Consider the following 20,557-nt stretch of genomic DNA (forward strand, 5'->3'; position numbering starts at 1 on the left):
CGGAATCAGCTGCCCGGAAGTTCGAGATCGCTCTTGTTGAGCTCCTCGATGTTCACGTCCTTGAAGGTCAGCACCCGCACCTGCTTGACGAAGCGAGCCGGTCTGTACATGTCCCAGACCCACGCGTCGGCCATCGAGACCTCGAAAAAGACCTCCCCCTGTACCGAGTGCACCTGCATCTCGTAGTCGTTGGTGAGGTAGAAACGGCGTTCGGTCTCGATCACATACTTGAACAGCCCGACGACGTCGCGGTACTCGCGATAGAGCTTCAGCTCCATCTCGGTCTCGTACTTCTCGAGGTCCTCGGCACTCATGGCATGTTCCCCTTCAGCCGTGCGTCCCCCTATTGTGCGCCAGGCCCGTGCGCCCCTAAACGATTTCCGGGGCCAGGTTCACGGGCGCACCCGGGGGACCGTCGTCGAGCAGCCTGCGGAGCAGCTCTGCGAGTCTGGTCGGGTACACCGTCTCATGGGCCGCAAGCAGTTCCTCGGAGGTCCACCACCTGGTGCCCGAGACGCTGCGGCGCTCCAGCTCGGTGAGGCCGCCCAGCACCGTCGCCGTCTGGGTCGTGCGGGCCAGGAAGTACCACTCGTCCTGCTCCCAGCGGCGCCCGTCGAAGGGGAACGAGCAGTAGCGGTGCCACAGCACCGGCCCCAGCTCCACGTCGGTGATCCCGGTCTCCTCCGCGAGCTCGCGGAGCGCGGCCTGTTCCCGGGTCTCGGCCCCTTCCAGACCGCCGCCCGGGGTGAACCACCAGTCGTCCGCCGGGTCTCCCGGCTCGAAGCCGTGCAGCAGCAGGATCCTGTCCTGCGGGTCCAGCAGGACCACCCGGGCCACCTTGCGCGGCCCGCCCGGCCCGGAGCCCGCCGCCGGCCACGCCGTCGCGTCAGCGGACATCGGCCCGCTCCCGCCTCCGCCCGCGCCCGAGAACCCGTACGACCGGCCCGTACGCGGCTCCGAGGACCACCAGGGCGGCTCCGGCCACCACCGCGGTCACCTGGAGCAGCAGCGGCCCCGCCACCGAGGTGCCGCCGGGCAGGGCGGCGTAGGTCTCGGGCCGTTCCAGCATCGACATGGAGGGCCAGGCGAGGGCGTCCACGCGGGCCTTCACCGCCGAGCGGGCCACCGTCCCCTGTCCGGCCTCCTCCAGGTGCGCACGGGAATCCAGCGAGGCTCCGCGCCGGTCGCCGAGCAGGAAGAGATTGCCCTCCGGCACCGTCACCTCGAACGGCGTCCGGGAGGCCGGCCCGCCCGGAGCGTCCGCCACGTCGAGCTGCTCCGCCTCGATGTACGGCTCGTCCAGCTCCTTGCCGTTCACGGTGAGCCGGCCGCCCGCGCCACAGCACTTGACGGTGTCCCCGCCGATGCCCACGACCCGCTTCACCATCGGCGAATCGCTCCACCGCTCGTCCCTGAAGATCACGACGTCCCCGCGGCGGACCTCGCCTCCGGCGATGCGCTGCGCCAGCACCCGGTCTCCGGGCTGCACCGTCGGCACCATCGAGTCGGTCGGCACCGTGTACGGCTGGTACACGACGGCTCCCCACACGAAACCGCCCAGGAAGAGCACAAAGCCGATGGCCACGGCGATTCCCGACAGCGTGCTGCCGAGAGCACCGCGGCCATCGCCGTCACCTGCTCGTATTGCTCGTGTTCCGCCCATTGCAAGCGCCCCCACACTCGGAGATCGTCGACCTGGGCGGCACCCTACCTGCCGGTACGCCCCGCGGTCAGCCTCTGCCTGCGCCAGAGCACGACCGGCACCGCGCCGGCGAACCCGAGCGCGGCCGGGCCGAGCCCGACCGGCGCCAGCCCGGCGGCGTCCATGCCGAGCGCGGTGGCCTTGGTCTGCGTGCCGATGCCCGGCTGGTCGTAGGTGTCCGGAATCGGCAGGGTGGACCAGCGGGTGATCGGCCAGGCCACCACCACGGCACGGCCGACGACATCGCTGACGGGCACGAAGCCCTGCGTGGAGTCCTGCTGGTGGTAGCGGGAGTCCTGCGAGTTCTGCCGGTGGTCGCCCATCACCCAGATCTTGTCCTTGGGCACGGTGAGCGGACCGAAGGGGAAGTCGTCGCACGGGGTGTTGCCCGGGAAGATGTACGGCTCGTCGAGCTCCTTGCCGTTGACGATGACCGGTCCCCCCTTCTTGCACTCGACCGTGTCACCGCCGATGGCGATCGTCCGCTTGATCAGGTCCTTCTCCTCGGCGGACGGCATGAGGCCGATCCAGCTGAGGGCCTTCTGCGCGATGTTGGGCTCAGGGGTGGCCTCACCGCTCAGCCAGTTCGACGGGTCGTGGAAGACCACGACCTCACCGCGCTCGGGCTCCGATCCGAACCACGGCGTCAGCTTGTCCACGAGCACCCGGTCGCCGCGCTGCAGGGTGTTCTGCATCGAGTCGGACGGGATCGAGAACGCCTGCACCAGGAAGGTCTTGATCAGCAGAGCGAGCAGCAGGGCGATGCCGACAAGGAGCGGCAGCTCCTTCCAGAACGACCGGTGCGGGCGTGCCGCGGCGCCGTCCTTCGCGTCGCCGTCGTTCTCGACGGCATCGGGCCTTGAGGAGTCGTTCGGCTCCTCGCCGCCCTCGTCGCGTCCGGACCGTGCACCAACCGCCACGTCCCCCACATCCACTCCTCGTTCGGAAATCGACGCCCGGACCTGATGAGGCACGGGCCCTCCCCTCCCCTAACGAGCGGGAGTTCCCGAAGGCGCGGGAGACCAAGGACACACTATGCGAACGGGGAGCCGCCCCGGCGCCTACGGGGCGCGCGGCGACCGCCGCGCGCCTGGTCGGGAACCATGCGGAAGGTGGCGGGCTGTTCCAGCCGGTGCCAGTGCCCGAAGGGCCAGGCGATCACCACGGCCTGGCCGACCACGTCCTTCTCGTCGATCGTGCCGTGGAAGGCCTCGTCGAGGTGGTAGCGGGAGTCGGCGGAATTCGCCCGGTGGTCGCCCATGACGAAGATCCGCCCGGCGGGCACCTGCACCTCGAACCGGATCTCCGAGGGGGCGTTGCCCGGGTTCACGTACGGCTCGTCGAGCGGGGACCCGTTGACGCTGACCCGGCCCCGGGCGTCGCAGCACTTCACGCTGTCCCCGCCGACGCCGATGACCCGCTTGATCAGGTCCTGTTCGTTCGCCGAGGGCAGCAGGCCGATGAAGGTGAGGACCTGTTTGATCTGCTTGACGCCCACCGGGTCCTCGGCGGGCTGCACCCCGTCGCCGCCCAGCCAGCCTCCGGGGTCCTTGAACACGACCACGTCCCCGCGCTCGACCTCGGAGCCGAACCACGGGGTGAGCTTGTCCACCAGGACCCGGTCGCCGATGCGGATCGTCTGCTCCATGGAGCCCGACGGGATGAAGAAGGCCTGGACGAGGAAGGTCTTGAGGATCAGGGCGATGCACAGCGCGACCACCACGAGCAGGGGCAGCTCCCCCGCCCGGCGGGTACGCCGTCTGCGCCGGACCCGGCGGGCGAGGCGACGCCGTTCGGCCCGGCCGCCCGGCTCCGTGGGCTCCGCCACCGGCTCCGGTTCCCCGTAGGCATCGGCGTACTCGTCCTCGTCCCCGTACCGGCCGTCGCCCCTCGGGCGGCCGCGGCTACCCACGGCCCCCGCCCACGGATCCCGCGTCACCCCAGCGCGACACCGGCCAGCCGATCCAGTCGGCCCGCCCGATCACCTTCTCCACCGGCACCATCCCCCCGCCCGGCTCCCCGAGATGGTCCCGGGAGTCCCGGGACTGGGACCGATGATCACCCATGACCCACAGGCTCCCCAGGGGCACGACGATGCGGAACGGCACTTTCGATCCCGAGTCGCCCGGGAAGAGGTACGGCTCGTCCAGCAGCACCCCGTTGACCTTGATCCGGCCCTTCTCGTCGCACACCACGTCGTCTCCGCCGACGCCCACGACCCGCTTCACGAAATCGGTGTCCGAGGGCTCGGCCAGCCCGAGCGCCGAGGCCGCCCCGTGCAGGGCTTCGCCGACGGGATTCGGGTCCGGGTCCTCCCGTACGAAGGAGCCTGCGCCGTCGAAGACCACGACGTCCCCGCGCTCCGGCCGGCCGCCGAAACGGTACGCCAGCTTGTTGACCAGCACCCGGTCACCGACGGCGAGCGTGGGCTCCATCGAGCGGCTCGGGATCAGGAAGGGCTGGAGCACGAAATTGCTGAACAGCAGCAGGAAGACGGTGCAGACCACGCCGAGCAGCCCGGCGCGCCGCCAGGTCAGCCAGGCGGCCTTGCCGGAGTCCGGGGCCGGATCCGCGGCCGAGTCCGGGCCTGCGCCTGCGTCCGGGGCGTGACCCGCTCCGGAAACCGCTCCGGAAACCACGAAACGCGACCGCCCCTCCCCCTCGTCGGGGGAAGAGTGGCCGCGCTGCGTGTGAGGTGCTTCGGTGTCCATCGGGGGCGAGCCTATCCGGCCGACCCCTCAACCCCGAGAGCAGATCAGCGGTCGCGCTTCTCCTTGATCTTCGCGGCCTTGCCGCGGAGCTCACGGAGGAAGTACAGCTTGGCGCGACGCACGTCACCGCGGGTGACGAGCTCGATCTTCTCGAAGATCGGGGAGTGGACCGGGAAGGTACGCTCCACGCCGACGCTGAAGGAGACCTTGCGGACCGTGAAGGTCTCGGAGACGCCGGCGCCCTGGCGGCGGATGACGACACCCTTGAACTGCTGGATACGGGAGCGGTTGCCCTCGATCACGCGGACGTGCACGTTGACGGTGTCACCCGGGCGGAAGGCCGGGAGGTCCGAGCGCAGGGTGGCGGCGTTGACGCCATCGAGCAGGTGAGACATGAGATTCGTCTGCTTTCTTCGCATGACGCCACAGGTCGCCGATGCGGGGTTTCCGGAGAGAATTCGGGAGCCGCGGGACTCGGCGGGCGACGGTCCCCCTGTGGCAGGGGCGCACGCGAGCACACAGCAGCCGCCTATTCTTCCACGGTCTGGGGCCTGCGCCAAAATCGGCCGTCGGGGGACGGCTTCCAGCCGAGGATGCTCAGCAGCTCGCGGTCCTTCTTGTCGAAGGCGGAGGCCTCGCAGCGCTCGATCAGATCCGGGCGGTTGGCCGCCGTGCGGCGGAAGGCCTCGTCGCGGCGCCACCGGGCGATCTTGCCGTGGTGGCCGCTGACCAGCACGTCCGGGATCCCGTGGCCGCGCCACTCCGGGGGCTTGGTGTAGACGGGCCCCTCCAGCAGGTTGGCCATGTCCCCGGGCGCGAAGGAGTCGTCGCGGTGCGATTCGGCGTTGCCGAGCACCCCGGGCAGCAGCCGGGCCACGGCCTCGGTGACGACGAGGACGGCCGCCTCGCCGCCGGCCAGGACGTAGTCGCCGATGGACACCTCGTAGACCGGCAGGCGCGTGGCGTACTCGTCCATGACCCGGCGGTCGATGCCCTCGTACCGGGCCGGGGTGAAGATCAGCCAGGGGCGTTCGGAGAGCTCGACGGCCAGTTCCTGGGTGAACGGCCGGCCGCTGGGGGTGGGGACGACGATGACGGGCCCGTGCGCGCCCGCCTCGTAGCCGTCGGCCAGGGCCGCGTCCAGGGCCTCGCCCCACGGCTCGGTCTTCATGACCATGCCGGGACCGCCGCCGTACGGGGTGTCGTCCACCGTGTTGTGCCGGTCGTACGTCCAGTCCCGCAGGTCGTGGACGTGTACGTCGAGCTGGCCGCGCGCCCGCGCCTTGCCCACCAGGGAGACGTTGAGCGGTTCCAGGTACTCGGGGAAGATCGTGACGACGTCGAGACGCATCAGGCGTCTTCCCCGTCCCGGGCCCCGGCCTCGCCCGCTCCGTCGGCCTCGTCGGCTTCCTCGTCCCGGGTGGAGACGACGATCGCCTCGCGCTCGTCGATGAGACCGGGCGGCGGGGTGATCACGCAGCGCTGCTCTTCGAGGTCGATCTCGGCGACGATCTCCTCGACGAAGGGGATCATCACCTCGGTGCCGTCCGGCCGCTCGACGATGAACAGGTCCTGCGAGGGCAGGTGGGAGATCTCGGTGATCCGGCCGATCACGGTGCCGTCCTCGAGGACGACGTCGAGGTCCATCAGCTGGTGGTCGTAGTACTCGTCGTCCTCGGCCGGCAGCTCCGCCGGGTCCACGTCGGCGATGAGCAGGATGTTGCGCAGCGCCTCGGCGCCGGTGCGGTCCTTGACCCCGGCGAAGCGCAGCATCAGCCTGCCGCTGTGCACCCGGCCCGTTTCGACCGTCAGTGGTCCCGCCGACGCCGGGTCGGTCCGGAGTACGGCGCCGGGCCCGAGCCGCAGCTCGGGCTCGTCGGTCCGCACCTCGACGGTGACCTCACCCTTGATCCCGTGGGCGCGGCCGATCCGCGCGACTACCAGCTCCACTGCATTTTCTCCTGTTCAGACGACGACGGGCCGGGGCGGGCACGAATGCCCTCCCCGGCCCGTGCCGGTGATTCAACTTCTCAGCGGACCTGGTCCACGTCGACGAGGTCGACGCGGATCCCCCGGCCGCCGATGGCGCCCACGACGGTACGCAGAGCACGTGCGGTGCGGCCGTTGCGGCCGATCACCTTGCCGAGGTCGTCGGGGTGGACCCGAACCTCCAGCACCTGCCCGCGGCGCAGGTTGCGCGAGGCGACCTGCACTTCGTCGGGGTTGTCCACGATGCCCTTCACGAGGTGCTCAAGAGCCTCCTCGAGCATGCTCAGGCCTCGGTCGACTCGGCGGTCTCGGCCTCAGCCTCGTCCGCCTTCTTGTCGGCCTTCTTCGCCTTCTGGGTGATGGCTTCGCCCTTGCCCTCGCCGATGCCCTCGAGGGCCTTGGCGAACTCGTCGAAGGAGCGACGCTTGTTCTCCTTCGTCGCCGGCTGCAGCAGCGGCGCGGGGGCCGGGAGGCCCTTGTGCGCCTGCCAGTCACCGGTGAGCTTCAGGATGGCGAGCACAGCCTCGGTGGGCTGGGCGCCGACCGACAGCCAGTACTGCGCACGCTCGGCGTTGACCTCGATGCGCGACGGGTTGTACGTCGGGTGGTAGATACCGATCTCTTCGATCGCGCGACCGTCCCGACGGGTACGGGCGTCGGCGACGACGATGCGGTAGTGCGGCTGGCGAATCTTGCCGAGGCGCTTGAGCTTGATCTTGACTGCCACTGGAGTGGTGTCTCCTGAACTTGACGTGGTTGGGCACATGAGATGCCACGTGGGGTTGCGGTACTCGGGTGCCCGATGGACGCGTCAGCCGGAGGAGAGAGGGGTCCTATGCGACTGTCGAGTACAGCTGTCCATTGTGCCACACGCCCGCGGCGCGCTCGGCCGGGAGGTCGCGGAGTGCGCCCGCCGGGTCAGGAGGCCACCGCGATGGCCACTTCCGGGATCCGGAAGGGCTTCATGCAGCCTCCGCACACGATCGGGGCCTGGGCCAGCACCGACGGGACCACGCGCACGTTGCGCCCGCAGTCGCAGACCGCCTTGACGCGGACTCCGCCGCCGGAGGACCCGTGCCGGGCGGCCGGACCGCGGAAGCTGCGCTTGGTGTCGGCGGCCGTGGCGACCGTGTGGGCCTTCAGTGCGCGCTGAAGGCGCTCCATGGTGGGGCGGTAGCGCTTCTTCGCCTCGGGATTGAGCGAGACCAGGGAGAAGCCGCTGCTCGCGTGCGGCTCGTCGGTGTGGTCCAGCCCCATCTCCTCGGCGATCGCAAGGAACCTGCGGTTGTGGTAGCGGCCGGCGCGCGAAGTGTCACGCACTCCGCGGGCTGCGGCGATGCCGTGGACTGCCTCGTGCAGCAGTCGCTCGAAGGAGAGCTCGGCGCCGCAGGCGGACGAGGACTCTCCGATCAGGGACTCGGGCGCGGCAAGGTCAGGCAGCTCGGAGTGGTACCGCTGAATATCGGCCCACGCCTGCGCCAGCTCTGCGGCGAGAACAGGTGGTGTCGTGCTCACGTCGTGACAACGAGCCGGGGTGCCCCGGTGTTCCGATTCCGGGCCATTCCAAATTTTTTGCACGTACCAGTCAGTTCAGTCTCATGCGTCCTGACGAGGACGGGTGCGCATATCTCCGGATGAGTCGGTACGTAGTGAGGGCTACCGACTGACACAGCCCCGGCGCGCGGCGGGTGCCGCACGCCGGGGCGTGAGAGCCGTCAGCCGGACCGGCTAGTACGAGCGCGCGACGATCGCGAGGTTACCGGGGGCGTCGTCCGCCTGCGGAACCGACCCGTCCTCGGCGATCAGGCAGCGTACGGAGACGGCCTGCTCGGCGAGCTTCGCCTCGCCCTCGGGGCCGAGGTCGGCCCACGGGATGCGCGCCCAGCCACCGGCGATGGCGGCCTCGGCGGCCTCCTCGATGGTCGAGACGTCGGAGGTGCGGGAGATGCGGCGCTCGCGGGACTCGCGCAGCAGCTGCTCCTGGTCCTCCTCCAGCACCTTGGGCAGCAGGGCGGCGAGGTCGGAGATCTGCACGGCCTCCTTGCCGCCCGGGATCCGGCGGGCCAGCATCGCGGTGCCGGCCTCCAGGTCGCGGGGGCCGATCTCGACGCGGACCGGTACGCCCTTGAGCTCCCAGTCCACGGCGCGGCGGCCGAAGGGGGTGTCGACGCGGTCGTCGACGAACACCCGCAGGCCCGCGGCCTTGAGCTGGGCGCCCAGCTCGCGGACCTTCGCCACGGCCTCGTCGCCCTTGATCGCCATGACGACGACCTGGACGTGCGCGAGGCGCGGCGGGACCCGCAGGCCGTTGTCGTCGCCGTGCGACATGATCAGGCCGCCGACCATGCGGGTGGAAACGCCCCACGAGGTCTGCCAGACGAGCTCCTGCTTGCCTTCCTTCGACAGGTACTGCGTGTTGAAGGCCTTGGCGAAGTTGGTGCCGAGCTCGTGGCTGGTGCCGAGCTGCAGGGCCTTGCCGTCGCCCATCATGCCCTCGAGGGTGAGGGTGTTGATGGCGCCGGCGAAGCGCTCCTTGGCGGTCTTGCGGCCCAGCACGACGTCGATGCCGAGCACGTTGGTCATGAAGTCGCCGTACACGTCCGTGTGGATGCGGGCGGCGTAGTCGCGGGCGTCCTCGTACGAGAGGTGGGCCGTGTGGCCCTCCTGCCAGAGGAACTCGCTCGTACGGAGGAACACGCGCGGGCGCATCTCCCAGCGGACCACGTTCGCCCACTGGTTGATCAGCAGGGGCAGGTCGCGGTAGCTCTGGACCCACTTGGAGAAGTACTCGTTGATGATCGTCTCGGAGGTGGGCCGGACGACGACCGGCTCGTCGAGCTCCTTGCCGCCGCCGTGCGTGACGATCGCGAGCTCGGGGGCGAAGCCCTCGACGTGCTCCGCTTCCCGCGTCAGGTACGACTGCGGGATGAACAGCGGGAAGTACGCGTTCTGGGCGCCCGCGTCCTTGATGCGCGCGTCCATCTCCTGCTGCATCCGCTCCCACAGGCCGTAGCCGTACGGCCGGATGACCATCGTGCCGCGGACCGGACCATTGTCGGCCAGCTCGGCCTTGTTGATCAGATCCTGGTACCAGCGGGGAAAATCCTCCGCCTGGGGGGTGAGAACGGGTGCCTTTGCCATGGCGCGAATGGTACGGCGCCCGGAGTGCCGAACGTGAATCGGGTGTGAATCGGGTGGCGCGCTCCTCTGGACGCGGGGGCGAATCGGGAGTTCTCTGGCAACGGGGGCATGGGGGCGACACGGAATCAGGAGCGCTCTTTCGATGACACCGACGCCGACGGCGACGCTTGTCGCGCGGGACTGGGCGGAGATCCAGGAACGGATGCTGGTACCGCTGTACGAGGCGGTCTACGACCGACTGGAGGTCGGGCCGGGAGACCGGCTGCTGGGCCTCGACTGCGGGGCCGGACTGGCCCTTCTGCTGGCCTCGGGCCGGGGAGCCCTGGCCACGGGTGTGGAGAGGGATCCGGCGCGCCGGACGCTGGCCCGCGAGCGCCTCCTGGAGGTCCTCGCGGCCCCTCCGGCGCCCGCGGTGCCCTACGACGTCCTGCTGGCCTTCTCGCCCTCCCCGGGCGCCCTCGCCGCGGCCCTGCCGGCGCTGCGCCGGCCCGGCGGCGCGGTGGTGCTGGCCGACTGGGGTCCGGCGGAGCGGTGCACGGTGCCCTCGGTCCTGGGCGGCGGGCCGGCCGCGCGGGACCTGGACGCGATGGCCGCCGCGGCCGGGCTGGTGCCGGACGGATCGGGGCGGGTGTTCTGCCCGTTCGGGTACGCCGACGTGGACAGCGCGGTGCGCGGGCTGCTGTCGACCGGGCTGTACGAGTGCTCCGACCCGGTGCAGGTGGAGAAGGAACTGGCGGAGGCGCTTCACCCGTACGAACGGGGTGACGGGGCCGTCTGGCTGCCGAACATCTTCCGCTACGTCATCGCCCGTACGGCTTGACCCGCGCGACCGTCGCCGTGCGGGGCCGCGGACCGGCCCCGCACGGCGCTCACGTGTGCGGCGCCGACTTGTGGAGGCGGGGAATCCCCGCGGCGGCGTAGGCGGCCGCTTCGTCCAGGGTTTCGTTCGCCATCAGGGCGTCCGCGAGGGCGTCCAGCTTGTCGCGGTTCTCGCGCAGCAGGAGGCAGGCCTTCTCGTAGCACTCGTCGACGATCCTGCGCATCTCGTGGTCCACCGCGTCCAGGGTGGCGGGGGCCGCGGAGAGGCCGTAGGGGCTCTGTCCGTCCGAGGGGATGGCGGTGAGGCGGCCGATGCGCTCGCTCATGCCCCAGCGGCCGACCATGCCGCGGACGATGTTGGTGACCTGTTCGAGGTCGTTCTCCGCGCCGGTGGTGATGACCTCGTAGACCACCTGCTCGGCAGCCATGCCTCCCAGGGCCCCGATGATGCGGCCGCGCAGGTACTCCTCCGTGTAGGCGTACCGGTCCGACTCCGGGGTGGAGAGGGTGACGCCGAGGGCGCGCCCGCGCGGGACGATGGTGATCTTGCGGACGGGGTCGGCGCCGGGCTGGAGCATGCCCAGCAGGGCGTGTCCGCTCTCGTGGTACGCGGTGCGGCGGCGCTCCTCGTCGGGCATGACCAGCGGCCGTTCCGCGCCGAGCTGGACCTTCTCCAGCGCGTCGGAGAGGTCCGCCTGGGTGACCTCCTTCTGCTGGCGCTTCACGGCGAGCAGGGCGGCCTCGTTGGTGAGGTTGGCCAGTTCGGCTCCGGTCATGCCCGGGGTCGTACGGGCCATCTGTGCGAGGTCGACACCGGCGGCGAGCGGGATGTCCCGGGTGTGGATGCGCAGGATGGCTTCGCGGCCGGCCTTGTCGGGCGGGGAGACCATGACGGTGCGGTCGAAGCGGCCGGGCCGGGTCAGCGCCGGGTCCAGGACGTCGGCCCGGTTGGTCGCGGCCAGCACGACCACGCCTTCGGAGCCGGAGAAGCCGTCCATCTCGGTGAGGATCTGGTTCAGGGTCTGCTCGCGCTCGTCGTGGCCGCCCATGGCCGCGCCGCCGCCGCGGGCCCGCCCGATGGTGTCGATCTCGTCGATGAAGATGATGGCGGGGGCCACTTTGCGGGCCTCGGAGAAGAGTTCGCGCACCCGGGAGGCGCCGACACCGACGATCATCTCGATGAACTCGGAGGCGGAGGCGGAGAAGAAGGGCACGCCCGCCTCACCGGCCACCGCGCGGGCGAGCAGGGTCTTGCCGGTGCCGGGCGGACCGGCGAGCAGGACGCCGCCGGGCATGCGGGCGCCCATCTTGCGGTACTCGTCCGGGTTCTTGAGGAAGTCCACGACGTCGTTGAGTTCGCCCTCGACCTCGTCGATGCCGGCCACGTCCTCGAAGGTCGTGCGCTTGGCGCCCTCCAGCTCGACCGGCTTGGGCGGCGTCTTGCGCCCGAGCCCGCCCATGCCGCCGCCCATCGCCGATCCCATCCGGCGGGCGATGACCACCCACAGGAGGACCAGCAGCAGCATCGGGGCCAGGGAGATCAGCAGGTTGGCCAGGAAGCTGCGCTGTTCGACGACCGGGGAGGCGGTGACGACGACGTTCTGCTTGGTGAGGTTGGCCCACAGGTCGTCGTCGGCGAAGGCGGGCCGCTGGGAGACGAACTTCTTGTAGGTGCCCTTGTCCCCGTCCGGCTCGGGCTGTTCGGCCTTCAGCTCGCCCTGGATGGCGTCGCCCTTGGCGTAGATCTTGGAGACGTTGCCGTTGGCGACCTGCTTGCTGAACTCGGTGTACGAGATGGTCGGCTCGTCGCCCTCGTTGAAGAAGGAGAGCACCAGGTTGGTGATCAGGTAGACGATCAGGGCGGTGAGGATCAGGCCGCGCCATCCGCCGGGCATCCGCTTCTTCGGCGGCGGGGCGGGGGGTGCGCCTTCGGAGCGCCAGGGCGTATCGGCCCGGTCGCGGGGCGGTACGGGGGTGGGGCTGGGCACGTGGCCTCCTTCTGCCGTCCTCCCGGCCGACCATAAGCGACAAACCGGACCGTCGCCCCCGGCGGCGGGCCACACGGCGAAGCCCCGGCCGGAGTGATCCGGCCGGGGCTCGCGTGGCTCCGTACTGCTACGTCACCGCTGCCTCGCTGCTACTTCATGAACTTCTTGAACTCGTCCGGAAGGTCGAAATCCTGACCGGGCTGGGCCCCACCGGTGGGAAGACCGAACGGGTTCCCGCCGGCGGCGGGCTCGATCGCCTCGGGACCGGCCTCGCGGCGCGCGGCTGCCGCGGCCTCTTCTTCCTTGCGCTTCATCGGGTTGCCGCTCTTGCGCTTGCCCTTGGCCTGCTTGACCTGCTTCTTCTGCCGGCCGGGGCCGCCGCCCATCCCGGGCATGCCCGGCATCCCCGGCATGCCGCCGCCCTGGGCCATGCGGGACATCATCTTGCGGGCCTCGAAGAACCGCTCGACGAGCGACTTGACGGCACTGACCTCGGTGCCGGAGCCCTTGGCGATGCGGGCGCGGCGCGAGCCGTTGATGAGGTGCGGGTCCTGGCGCTCGGCCGGGGTCATCGACTTGATGATCGCGGCGGTGCGGTCCACGTCGCGCTCGTCGATGTTGTTGATCTGGTCCTTGATCTGCCCCATGCCCGGCAGCATGCCGAGCAGCTTGGAGATGGAGCCCATCTTGCGGACCTGCTCCATCTGGGACAGGAAGTCGTCGAGCGTGAACTCCTTCGGGCCCTTCTGGAGCTTGGCCGCCATCTTCTCGGCTTCGGCCTGGCTGAAGGTCTTCTCGGCCTGCTCGATCAGGGTGAGCATGTCACCCATGTCGAGGATCCGGCCCGCCATGCGGTCCGGGTGGAAGGCGTCGAACTCGTCGAGCTTCTCGCCGTTCGAGGCGAACATGATCTGCTTGCCGGTGACGTGGGCGATGGAGAGCGCCGCACCGCCCCGGGCGTCGCCGTCGAGCTTGGAGAGCACGACGCCGTCGAAGCCGACGCCGTCGCGGAAGGCCTCGGCGGTGTTGACCGCGTCCTGGCCGATCATGGCGTCGACGACGAAGAGGATCTCGTCCGGGCTGACGGCGTCGCGGATGTCCGCGGCCTGCTGCATCAGCTCCTGGTCGATGCCGAGGCGACCGGCGGTGTCGACGACGACGACGTCGTACTGCTTGGTGCGCGCGTACTCGATGGAGTCCTTGGCGACCTGGACCGGGTCGCCGACGCCGTTGCCGGGCGCGGGGGCGTAGACGGCCACGCCGGCCCGCTCGGCCACGACCGAGAGCTGGTTGACCGCGTTGGGGCGCTGGAGGTCACAGGCGACGAGGAGCGGGGTGTGGCCCTGCCCCTTCAGCCACAGGCCGAGCTTTCCGGCGAGGGTGGTCTTACCGGCACCCTGGAGGCCGGCGAGCATGATCACGGTGGGCGCGGTCTTGGCGAAGCGCAGCCGCCGGGTCTCGCCGCCGAGGATGGAGACCAGCTCGTCGTTGACGATCTTGAGGACCTGCTGGCCCGGGTTCAGGGCCTTGGAGACCTCTTCGCCGCGGGCGCGCTCCTTGACGTTCGCGATGAAGGAGCGGACGACCGGGAGGGCGACGTCGGCCTCGAGGAGGGCGATACGGATTTCCCGCGCCGCAGCGTCGATGTCCTGCTCGGAGAGGCGGCCTTTGCCCCGGAGGGACTTGAAGGTCGCGCTGAGGCGGTCGGAAAGCGTATCGAACACGGTGGTCGCGATTCCTCGGGTCGGGGGCGTGTGGTCGTCCCCCAGGGTATCGGGCCGCGCTACCCCTTCGGCCCTGCGGGCGGCTTTCCTCCACCCCGCGCACATTCAGCCCGTCCGGCGTTTGAGGACCGGGGTCCGGGGCGGAGCCCCGGGGAACGGTGGAAGGGTGGGTAGGGGACGGCCCCGCGCAGCGGCCGCCCCCCGCTACACCAGGGCCGCCTGCACGGCCAGTGCCAAGGCTGCCGCCGCCGGGACGGTGAGGGGTTTGCCGTCCGCGTCGACCACGTACACCGTGTCCACGGCGTTCGCGCCGAGCGTGGACACGTGCGCACTGCGGACCCGCACCCCGGAGGACTCCAGCGCCCGCCCGATCCGGTGCAGCAGCCCGACCGCGTCGGGTGCGCGCACCTCCAGGACCGTGGCCAGGGAGGAGACCTCGGGCACCACCGTGACCCGGGGCGGCGGCGGGACCACCCCGCGCCGGCGCGGGTACGCCGCTTCGCGGTCCGCCAGCTTCGCCGGGACGTCCAGCGAGCCGTCCAGGGCCCGCACCAGATCGGTGCGCAGCCGTGCGGCCTGCGGCAGGGCGCCGTACTGCGCCGCCACCCGCCAGCGCAGGACCAGTACCTCGCCCAGCCGGTCGGGGAGCTCCATCGAGCGCAGGTCGGCCGCGCGCACGGTGAGCCGGTGCAGGGCCAGTACGCCGGCCACCGCGGGCAGCACTCCCGGCTGGTCGGGGACGGCGACCACCAGTTCCACGCCGACCGCGTCCTCCTCCTGGCGGGCGTGCAGGGCCAGTACGGGCTCCCCGGTGCGCAGCGCCTCCACCGCGAGGCGCTCCTGCTCCGTGGTCGGGATCTCCAGCTCCGTCACCTCCGGGGCCGCCCCGCGCAGCACGGCGGCGACCCGGGCGACCAGGTCGGCCACGAGCGAGCCGCGCCACGCGCTCCACGCCGCCGGGCCGGTGGCCAGCGCGTCGGCCTCGGTCAGCGCGTGCAGGATCTCCAGCGTGCCGGGCGACCCGACCGCCTCGGCGACGGCCTTGACCGTCGCCGGGTCGTCCAGGTCCCGCCGCGTGGCGGTGTCGATCAGCAGCAGGTGGTGGCGTACGAGCACGCCCAGCACGGCGACGTCCTCCGCGTCGAAGCCCACCCGCAGCGCCATGTCGCGCGCGATCGTCTCGCCGGCCACCGAGTGGTCGCCGGGCCACCCCTTGCCGATGTCGTGCAGCAGCGCCGCCATCAGGAGGAGGTCGGGGCGGCCCACCCGGCGGGTCAGCTCCGAGGCCCGGACCGCCGTCTCGACGAGGTGCCGGTCCACGGTCCAGGTGTGCACCGGGTTGCGCTGCGGCCGGCACCGCACCCGCTCCCAGTCGGGCAGCAGCTTCGTGATGATCCCCTCGGCCTCCAGGGCCTCCCACACGGCCACCGTCGGCTCCCCCGCGCCCAGCAGGGTCAGCAGCTGCTCCCGGGCCTCGGCCGGCCACGGCACCGGCAGCGGCTTGGCCTGCGCCGCGAGCCTGCGTACGGCGTGCAGCGAGACGGGCAGTCCGGCCTGGGCGGCGGCCGCGCCGAAGCGCAGGGGCAGCACCGGGTCCCGGTCGGGCCGCGCGGCCAGGGCCAGTACGGCCTCGCCGTCGGACTCGACGACGCCTTCGGCGAGCGGCGCCCGCTCCGGTACGGAGCCGCGGGTGCCGAGCAGCCCGCGGAGCCGGGGGCGGGCGGACCGCGCCCGGAGCACGCGCCCGACCTCGCGCCAGGTCACGTCACCGGCGTACGAGACCACCCGCGCGGCCTCGTACACCTCCCGGAGCAGGGCGTCGGCGTCGAGCAGACCGAGCTGCGCCGCCACCGGTGTCTGTTCCTGGAGGGAGAGCCGCTCGGTGGCCCGGCCGGTCACCAGGTGCAGCGCGTCCCGGGCGTCGAGCAGCCGGCGCCGGGCTTCGGCGAGGCCCTCGCGCGGGGCGTCGGCCAGCCAGGACGCGGCGACGGCCCGCAGCGCGGTGACGTCGCGCAGTCCCCCGCGGGCCTCCTTGAGGTCGGGTTCCAGCAGGAAGCGGAGCTCCCCGGCACGCTCGGCCCGCTCGCGGCACAGGGAGTGCAGCTGGGGCAGCCGCTTGGCCGCAAGGTTCCGCCAGTCCGCCAGGACGGAGGTGCGCAGTCCCGCGAGGAGCCCGGCGTCGCCCGCGACGGGCCGGGCGTCGAGCAGTCCTAGGTGCACCTTGAGGTCTTCGGCGGCGGTCTTGCGGGCTTCGCCGGGGGTGCGCACCGAGTGGTCGAGGGCGAGGCCGAGGTCCCAGACGGGGTACCAGAGCCGGTCGGCCAGGGCGGCCAGGGCGCGCGGTTCGGCTTTTCCGTCGTGGAGCAGGACCAGGTCGAGGTCGCTGCGGGGGGAGAGTTCGGCGCGGCCGTAGCCGCCGACGGCGACGAGGGCGGCTCCCCGCACGCCCGTCTCCCGTACGGCGGTGGCGAACAGCGCCTTCAGCCAGTCGTCGGTCAGGGCCGCCAGGGCGGAACGCCGGGAAGGCCCGGACCGCGACTCCTCCTGGAGGAGTCGCAGCCGGGCCGCGGCGTACCCGCTGGGTCCCTGGCCGGCGGTGTTGCCGCCGTCAGTGGTCTCTTCGACACTCGTCACCCAGAGGTTCCCATCACCTAGAGCGCGTCAGCGCCACGTTCGCCGGTGCGGACCCGGATGACCGAGTCCACGGGGATGCTCCACACCTTGCCGTCGCCGATCTTGCCGGTCTGGGCGGCGTCCACGACGATCCGCATCACGTCTTCGGCGTCGCCGTCCTCGACGAGCACCTCTATGCGGATCTTCGGTACGAGGTCCACGGTGTACTCGGCGCCCCGGTAGACCTCGGTGTGTCCGCGCTGGCGGCCGTAGCCGCTGGCCTCGGAGACCGTGAGTCCCTGGACCCCGAAGCGGTGCAGGGCTTCCTTGATCTCGTCGAGCCGGTGCGGCTTCACGATCGCGGTGATGAGCTTCATGCGTCAACCTTCTTGCTCGCGGCGGCAACGGGGGCGGGGACGGCGGTGCTCCGGGAGGAGGAGCCGCCGCCGGCTCCGCTGAAGTCGTAGGCGGTCTCGGCGTGTTCGACCTGGTCGATGCCGGAGACCTCGTCGTCCTCGGTGACCCGCATCCCGATCGTCTTGTCGAGGAGGAAGGCGAGTACCGCGGACGCCACGAGAGAGTAGGCGAGGACGGCGAAGACTCCGATCGCCTGCTTGCCGAGCTGCTCCAGGCCGCCGCCGTAGAAGAGGCCCGCCACGTCGGACTGGACCCCGCCGGTGGCGAAGAGACCGACGAGGAGGGAGCCGAGGACTCCGCCGACGAGGTGGACGCCGATGACGTCGAGGGAGTCGTCGTAGCCGAACTTGTACTTCAGGCCGACGGCCATGGCGCACACGACACCGGCGATGACGCCGATGGCGATCGCGCCGAGCGGGGAGACGGCTCCGCCGGAGGGGGTGATGGCGACGAGGCCCGCGACCGCGCCGGAGGCGGCGCCGAGGGTGGTGAAGGAGCCGTGGCGCAGCTTCTCGTAGCCGAGCCAGGCGAGCATGGCGGCGGCGGTGGCGACCTGCGTGTTGACGAACATGACCGCGCCGACGCCGTCGTCGTTGCCGAGCCAGGAGCCCGCGTTGAAGCCGAACCAGCCGAACCACAGCAGGCCCGCGCCGAGCATGACGAGCGGGAGGCTGTGCGGGCGCATCGGGTCCTTCTTGAAGCCCACGCGCTTGCCGATGACCAGGATCACGCCGAGGGCCGCGGCGCCCGCGTTGATGTGGACGGCGGTGCCGCCGGCGAAGTCGATGACCCCGAGCTCGAAGAGCCAGCCGCCGGCGCCCCACACCCAGTGGGCGACGGGGAAGTAGACGATCGTGACCCAGAGGGTGATGAAGAGTGCCCACGCGCTGAACTTGACGCGGTCGGCCAGCGCGCCGCTTATCAGCGCCGGGGTGATGATCGCGAACATCAGCTGGAAGACGGCGAAGACGTAGACGGGGATGGTGTAGCCGTCCCACAGCTCGGTGATGCCGATGCCGCTGAGTCCGACGTAGTCGGAGGTCCAGCCGATCAGCGAGCCGGAGTCGGCGCCGAAGGCGAGGCTGAATCCGTAGAGGACCCAGAGGATCGTGACGATCCCGAGGCTGATGAAGCTCATCATCAGCATGTTGAGGCTGCTCTTGACGCGGACCATGCCTCCGTAGAAGAAGGCGAGTCCCGGGGTCATCAGCATGACCAGGGCGGAGCAGATGAGCATGAACCCGGTGTTCGCGGAAGACAGCGTGGGGGCGTCTGCCGCGAGGGTCGTGATGGCTGATGCCATCGGCGTCTCCTCGTCGTCGGTACGTTCGCGTGCGGGCGATCGTGAAAACCTGAGCGGCGCTGGTTCGTGAATCAGGCCTGAGGGTGTTCCGGCCCGGGGGCTGGCCGGTTATTGGCCCTGAGATTCGCGCAGGCCGGTTTCCGGCGGCGCCGCTGGGTGTTTCGCGTCGATGACGAAGAGGTCTGGGCTGTTACAGCACGATGAACACGGCAACCAACAATTGAGCAACCACGACGGCGAACAACCACCTCCGCGAGAGCGGCGCCGGTTTAGGCGCAAAGAGGGGAGGCGGCGGGTGCAGACCCGGCCGCGGCGATGACCCGGGGAACCTGGCTGGGGGAGCCTGATCGGGCTTCACGGGGTGACTGCCGCGGCCGGGGGCCTTGGGGCGGCCGGGTGGCCGTCAGACGGCCTCCGCCGCCTCGGGGAGGCGGGAGGCGAGGTGGTCGGTCATCCGCACCACGTCGGCGACGTCGCCGTACTCACGCGCGGCGGTGTCGACGGTCTTGCGCAGCCGGGTGTTCACCCGTTCGGACCGCACCTTTCCCGCCACGTCGAGGGCGCGGCCGACGAGGACGGTGGCCTGCTCGGGCTCGCGCTGGAGCAGGTGCACGGTGGCCATGCCGATGAGGTTGAGGGCGTAGGAGCGCTGGTGCTCCTCGTCCTTCCCGAAGAGCTCGACGGCGCGCGCCATGACCGGCTCGGCGAGGGAGGCGTACATGGGGCTGCGGCCCGCGACGTAGGCCAGGTCCCGGTAGGAGTGGGAGTTCTCGCCGTTGAGCTCGGCCTCGGAGAAGAAGCGGATCCAGTCGGGCTCGGGCTCGGCGTCGAAGCCGACGTCGGAGAAGGTGTCCTCGGCCATCCGCACGGCCCGCTTGCAGCGGCTGGGCTGGCCCATGTTGGCGTAGGCGCGGGCCTCCATCGCATACAGCATCGCCTGGGTACGGGGCCCCGCGCAGTCGCGGCTGCCGTACTGGGCCAGGTGGATGAGCTCCAGGGCGTCCTCGGGGCGGCCCAGGTGGATCATCTGGCGGCTCATGCTGGAGAGGATGTACGAGCCCAGGGGCTTGTCCCCGCCCTCCTTGGCGGCGTGCAGGGCGAGGACGAAGTACTTCTGCGCGGTGGGATGCAGGCCGATGTCGTAGCTCATCCAGCCGGCGAGTTCGGCGAGTTCGGCGGCGACCTTGAAGAGCCGCTTCATGACCGGGGCCGGGTGGTTCTCCTGGAGCAGGTCGGTGACCTCGTGGAGCTGGCCCACGACGGCCTTGCGGCGCAGTCCGCCGCCGCACTGGGCGTCCCACTGGCGGAACATCACGGTGGTGGCTTCGAGGAGATCCACCTCGGGTTCGGAGAGCCGGGGCGGCCGGTGGCCGCTCAGGGCGCCCGTCGGCCCCGCCTCCCGGGGTCCCGGGTCGGCGGCCGGAACCGGTACGAGCCAGCGCTGCATGGGCTCGATGAGGGCGGGGCCGGCGGACAGGGCGAGCGAGGTCCCGAGGAAGCCGCGGCGGGCCAGCATCAGGTCGCTGCGGGAGAACTCGCCGAGCAGCTCGATGGTCTGCGGGCCGGCCCAGGGCAGGTCGACGCCGGAGACGGAGGGGGTCTGGTGGGCGGTGCGCAGGCCGAGGTGCTCGATGGCGACGACGGAGCCGAAGCGTTCGGAGAAGAGCTCGGACAGGATGCGCGGGACGGGCTCGCGGGGCTGTTCGCCGTCGAGCCAGCGGCGGACCCGTGAGGTGTCGGTGCTGATGTGGTGGGCGCCCATCTGGCGGGCGCGGCGGTTGACCTGGCGGGCGAGCTCGCCCTTGGACCACCCGCTGCGGACGAACCAGGACGTCAGCTGTTCGTTGCGGACGGTGGCGTCCTGGGAGGAGCCCTGAGCGGAGTCCCCGTCGGGCAGCCCGGCGTACGACACGTCGGACTCCGCACCCGTTCCGCTTGCGCCGTTGCCGCTCACTGGAACGCCCCCATCCGTCAGCCTCTTCCACACGAAACCCTTGCAGGGAAACGGTCTTCACAGGTCCTTCACGCATGCCTCCGGCATACCCGCGAACCCGTCTCCTCATCGCGCTTCGTGCACCGAAAGTAATCCTACGATCACCCCTTCGGCGAGGTCGATCCCGGAAACGCCACCATTCGCCACCCCTTCGAAT

The 20,557-nt window shown here is 71.0% G+C and carries 20 protein-coding genes; 1 reads left to right on the forward strand and 19 read right to left on the reverse strand.

The genetic code is table 11. From position 1 onward, the window contains the following. Positions 1-5: 5 nt before the first annotated feature. The 13 genes from AC3IX6_RS09745 to proS all read right to left on the reverse strand — a co-directional run bounded on the left by AC3IX6_RS09745 (position 6) and on the right by proS (position 9,543). Entirely contained in the window at positions 6-314 is a 309-nt protein-coding gene (locus AC3IX6_RS09745) for a DUF2469 domain-containing protein (RefSeq protein WP_005311352.1), read from the reverse strand. Between the two features lie 55 nt (positions 315-369). After that, entirely contained in the window at positions 370-897 is a 528-nt protein-coding gene (locus tag AC3IX6_RS09750; protein ID WP_489369808.1) for an NUDIX hydrolase, read from the reverse strand. Then, positions 887-1,663 carry a signal peptidase I gene (lepB, locus tag AC3IX6_RS09755; protein WP_489369809.1) on the reverse strand — a complete coding sequence of 259 codons (777 nt, stop codon included), beginning with the start codon at positions 1,661-1,663 and terminating at the stop codon, positions 887-889. Before lepB (AC3IX6_RS09755) ends, AC3IX6_RS09750 begins: the two co-directional genes overlap by 11 nt. Positions 1,664-1,707: 44 nt before the next feature. Continuing rightward, positions 1,708-2,622 (reverse strand): signal peptidase I, encoded by a 915-nt coding sequence (lepB, locus tag AC3IX6_RS09760; RefSeq protein ID WP_489369810.1) that lies wholly within the window; start codon positions 2,620-2,622, stop codon positions 1,708-1,710. A 113-nt stretch (positions 2,623-2,735) separates the two neighbouring features. Continuing rightward, positions 2,736-3,614: a signal peptidase I gene (gene lepB / locus AC3IX6_RS09765; RefSeq protein ID WP_489369811.1), complete on the reverse strand. Its 879-nt coding sequence runs from the start codon at positions 3,612-3,614 to the stop codon at positions 2,736-2,738. Beyond that, a complete protein-coding gene (lepB, locus tag AC3IX6_RS09770) occupies positions 3,607-4,413 on the reverse strand; it encodes a signal peptidase I (protein WP_489369812.1) in 807 nt (268 codons plus the stop codon). Before lepB (AC3IX6_RS09770) ends, lepB (AC3IX6_RS09765) begins: the two co-directional genes overlap by 8 nt. A 44-nt stretch (positions 4,414-4,457) precedes the next feature. Further along, complete coding sequence (gene rplS, locus AC3IX6_RS09775; RefSeq protein WP_112450506.1) at positions 4,458-4,808, reverse strand: 50S ribosomal protein L19; 351 nt, start codon at positions 4,806-4,808, stop codon at positions 4,458-4,460. A 134-nt stretch (positions 4,809-4,942) separates the two neighbouring features. Beyond that, positions 4,943-5,764 (reverse strand): tRNA (guanosine(37)-N1)-methyltransferase TrmD, encoded by an 822-nt coding sequence (gene trmD, locus AC3IX6_RS09780; RefSeq protein ID WP_250743888.1) that lies wholly within the window; start codon positions 5,762-5,764, stop codon positions 4,943-4,945. Next, the gene (gene rimM, locus AC3IX6_RS09785) at positions 5,764-6,363 is read right to left on the reverse strand and encodes a ribosome maturation factor RimM (RefSeq protein ID WP_489369813.1); all 600 of its coding nucleotides are present in this window, start codon (positions 6,361-6,363) and stop codon (positions 5,764-5,766) included. The genes trmD and rimM overlap by 1 nt, the downstream gene beginning before the upstream one ends. 80 nt (positions 6,364-6,443) lie before the next feature. Continuing rightward, a complete protein-coding gene (locus tag AC3IX6_RS09790) occupies positions 6,444-6,683 on the reverse strand; it encodes an RNA-binding protein (RefSeq protein ID WP_030011889.1) in 240 nt (79 codons plus the stop codon). A gap of 2 nt (positions 6,684-6,685) precedes the next feature. Further along, positions 6,686-7,129: a 30S ribosomal protein S16 gene (gene rpsP / locus AC3IX6_RS09795; protein WP_243337676.1), complete on the reverse strand. Its 444-nt coding sequence runs from the start codon at positions 7,127-7,129 to the stop codon at positions 6,686-6,688. A 191-nt stretch (positions 7,130-7,320) separates the two neighbouring features. Next, a complete protein-coding gene (locus AC3IX6_RS09800) occupies positions 7,321-7,917 on the reverse strand; it encodes a hypothetical protein (protein WP_489369814.1) in 597 nt (198 codons plus the stop codon). Between the two features lie 213 nt (positions 7,918-8,130). Beyond that, a complete protein-coding gene (gene proS / locus AC3IX6_RS09805; protein ID WP_489369815.1) occupies positions 8,131-9,543 on the reverse strand; it encodes a proline--tRNA ligase in 1,413 nt (470 codons plus the stop codon). 142 nt (positions 9,544-9,685) lie between these two features. On the opposite strand from proS, the gene AC3IX6_RS09810 reads away from it, so the two are divergent. Further along, positions 9,686-10,363 carry a class I SAM-dependent methyltransferase gene (locus AC3IX6_RS09810; RefSeq protein ID WP_489369816.1) on the forward strand — a complete coding sequence of 226 codons (678 nt, stop codon included), beginning with the start codon at positions 9,686-9,688 and terminating at the stop codon, positions 10,361-10,363. 49 nt (positions 10,364-10,412) lie between these two features. Here AC3IX6_RS09810 and ftsH read toward each other — a convergent pair whose 3' ends face one another. The 6 genes from ftsH to nsdA all read right to left on the reverse strand — a co-directional run bounded on the left by ftsH (position 10,413) and on the right by nsdA (position 20,304). After that, positions 10,413-12,257, reverse strand: coding sequence for an ATP-dependent zinc metalloprotease FtsH (gene ftsH / locus AC3IX6_RS09815; RefSeq protein ID WP_489371390.1), 1,845 nt, complete (start codon positions 12,255-12,257; stop codon positions 10,413-10,415). A 242-nt stretch (positions 12,258-12,499) separates the two neighbouring features. Further along, a complete protein-coding gene (gene ffh / locus AC3IX6_RS09820; protein WP_489369817.1) occupies positions 12,500-14,074 on the reverse strand; it encodes a signal recognition particle protein in 1,575 nt (524 codons plus the stop codon). 204 nt (positions 14,075-14,278) lie between these two features. Further along, complete coding sequence (locus AC3IX6_RS09825) at positions 14,279-16,708, reverse strand: [protein-PII] uridylyltransferase (protein WP_489369818.1); 2,430 nt, start codon at positions 16,706-16,708, stop codon at positions 14,279-14,281. A 17-nt stretch (positions 16,709-16,725) separates the two neighbouring features. Further along, positions 16,726-17,064 (reverse strand): P-II family nitrogen regulator, encoded by a 339-nt coding sequence (locus AC3IX6_RS09830; RefSeq protein ID WP_112451060.1) that lies wholly within the window; start codon positions 17,062-17,064, stop codon positions 16,726-16,728. Beyond that, the gene (locus AC3IX6_RS09835) at positions 17,061-18,407 is read right to left on the reverse strand and encodes an ammonium transporter (RefSeq protein WP_385370393.1); all 1,347 of its coding nucleotides are present in this window, start codon (positions 18,405-18,407) and stop codon (positions 17,061-17,063) included. The genes AC3IX6_RS09830 and AC3IX6_RS09835 overlap by 4 nt, the downstream gene beginning before the upstream one ends. Positions 18,408-18,810: 403 nt before the next feature. Next, positions 18,811-20,304, reverse strand: coding sequence for a transcriptional repressor NsdA (nsdA, locus tag AC3IX6_RS09840; protein WP_489371391.1), 1,494 nt, complete (start codon positions 20,302-20,304; stop codon positions 18,811-18,813). Between the last annotated feature and the right edge of the window lie 253 nt (positions 20,305-20,557).

The organism is Streptomyces sp. GL_141 (assembly GCF_057834385.1).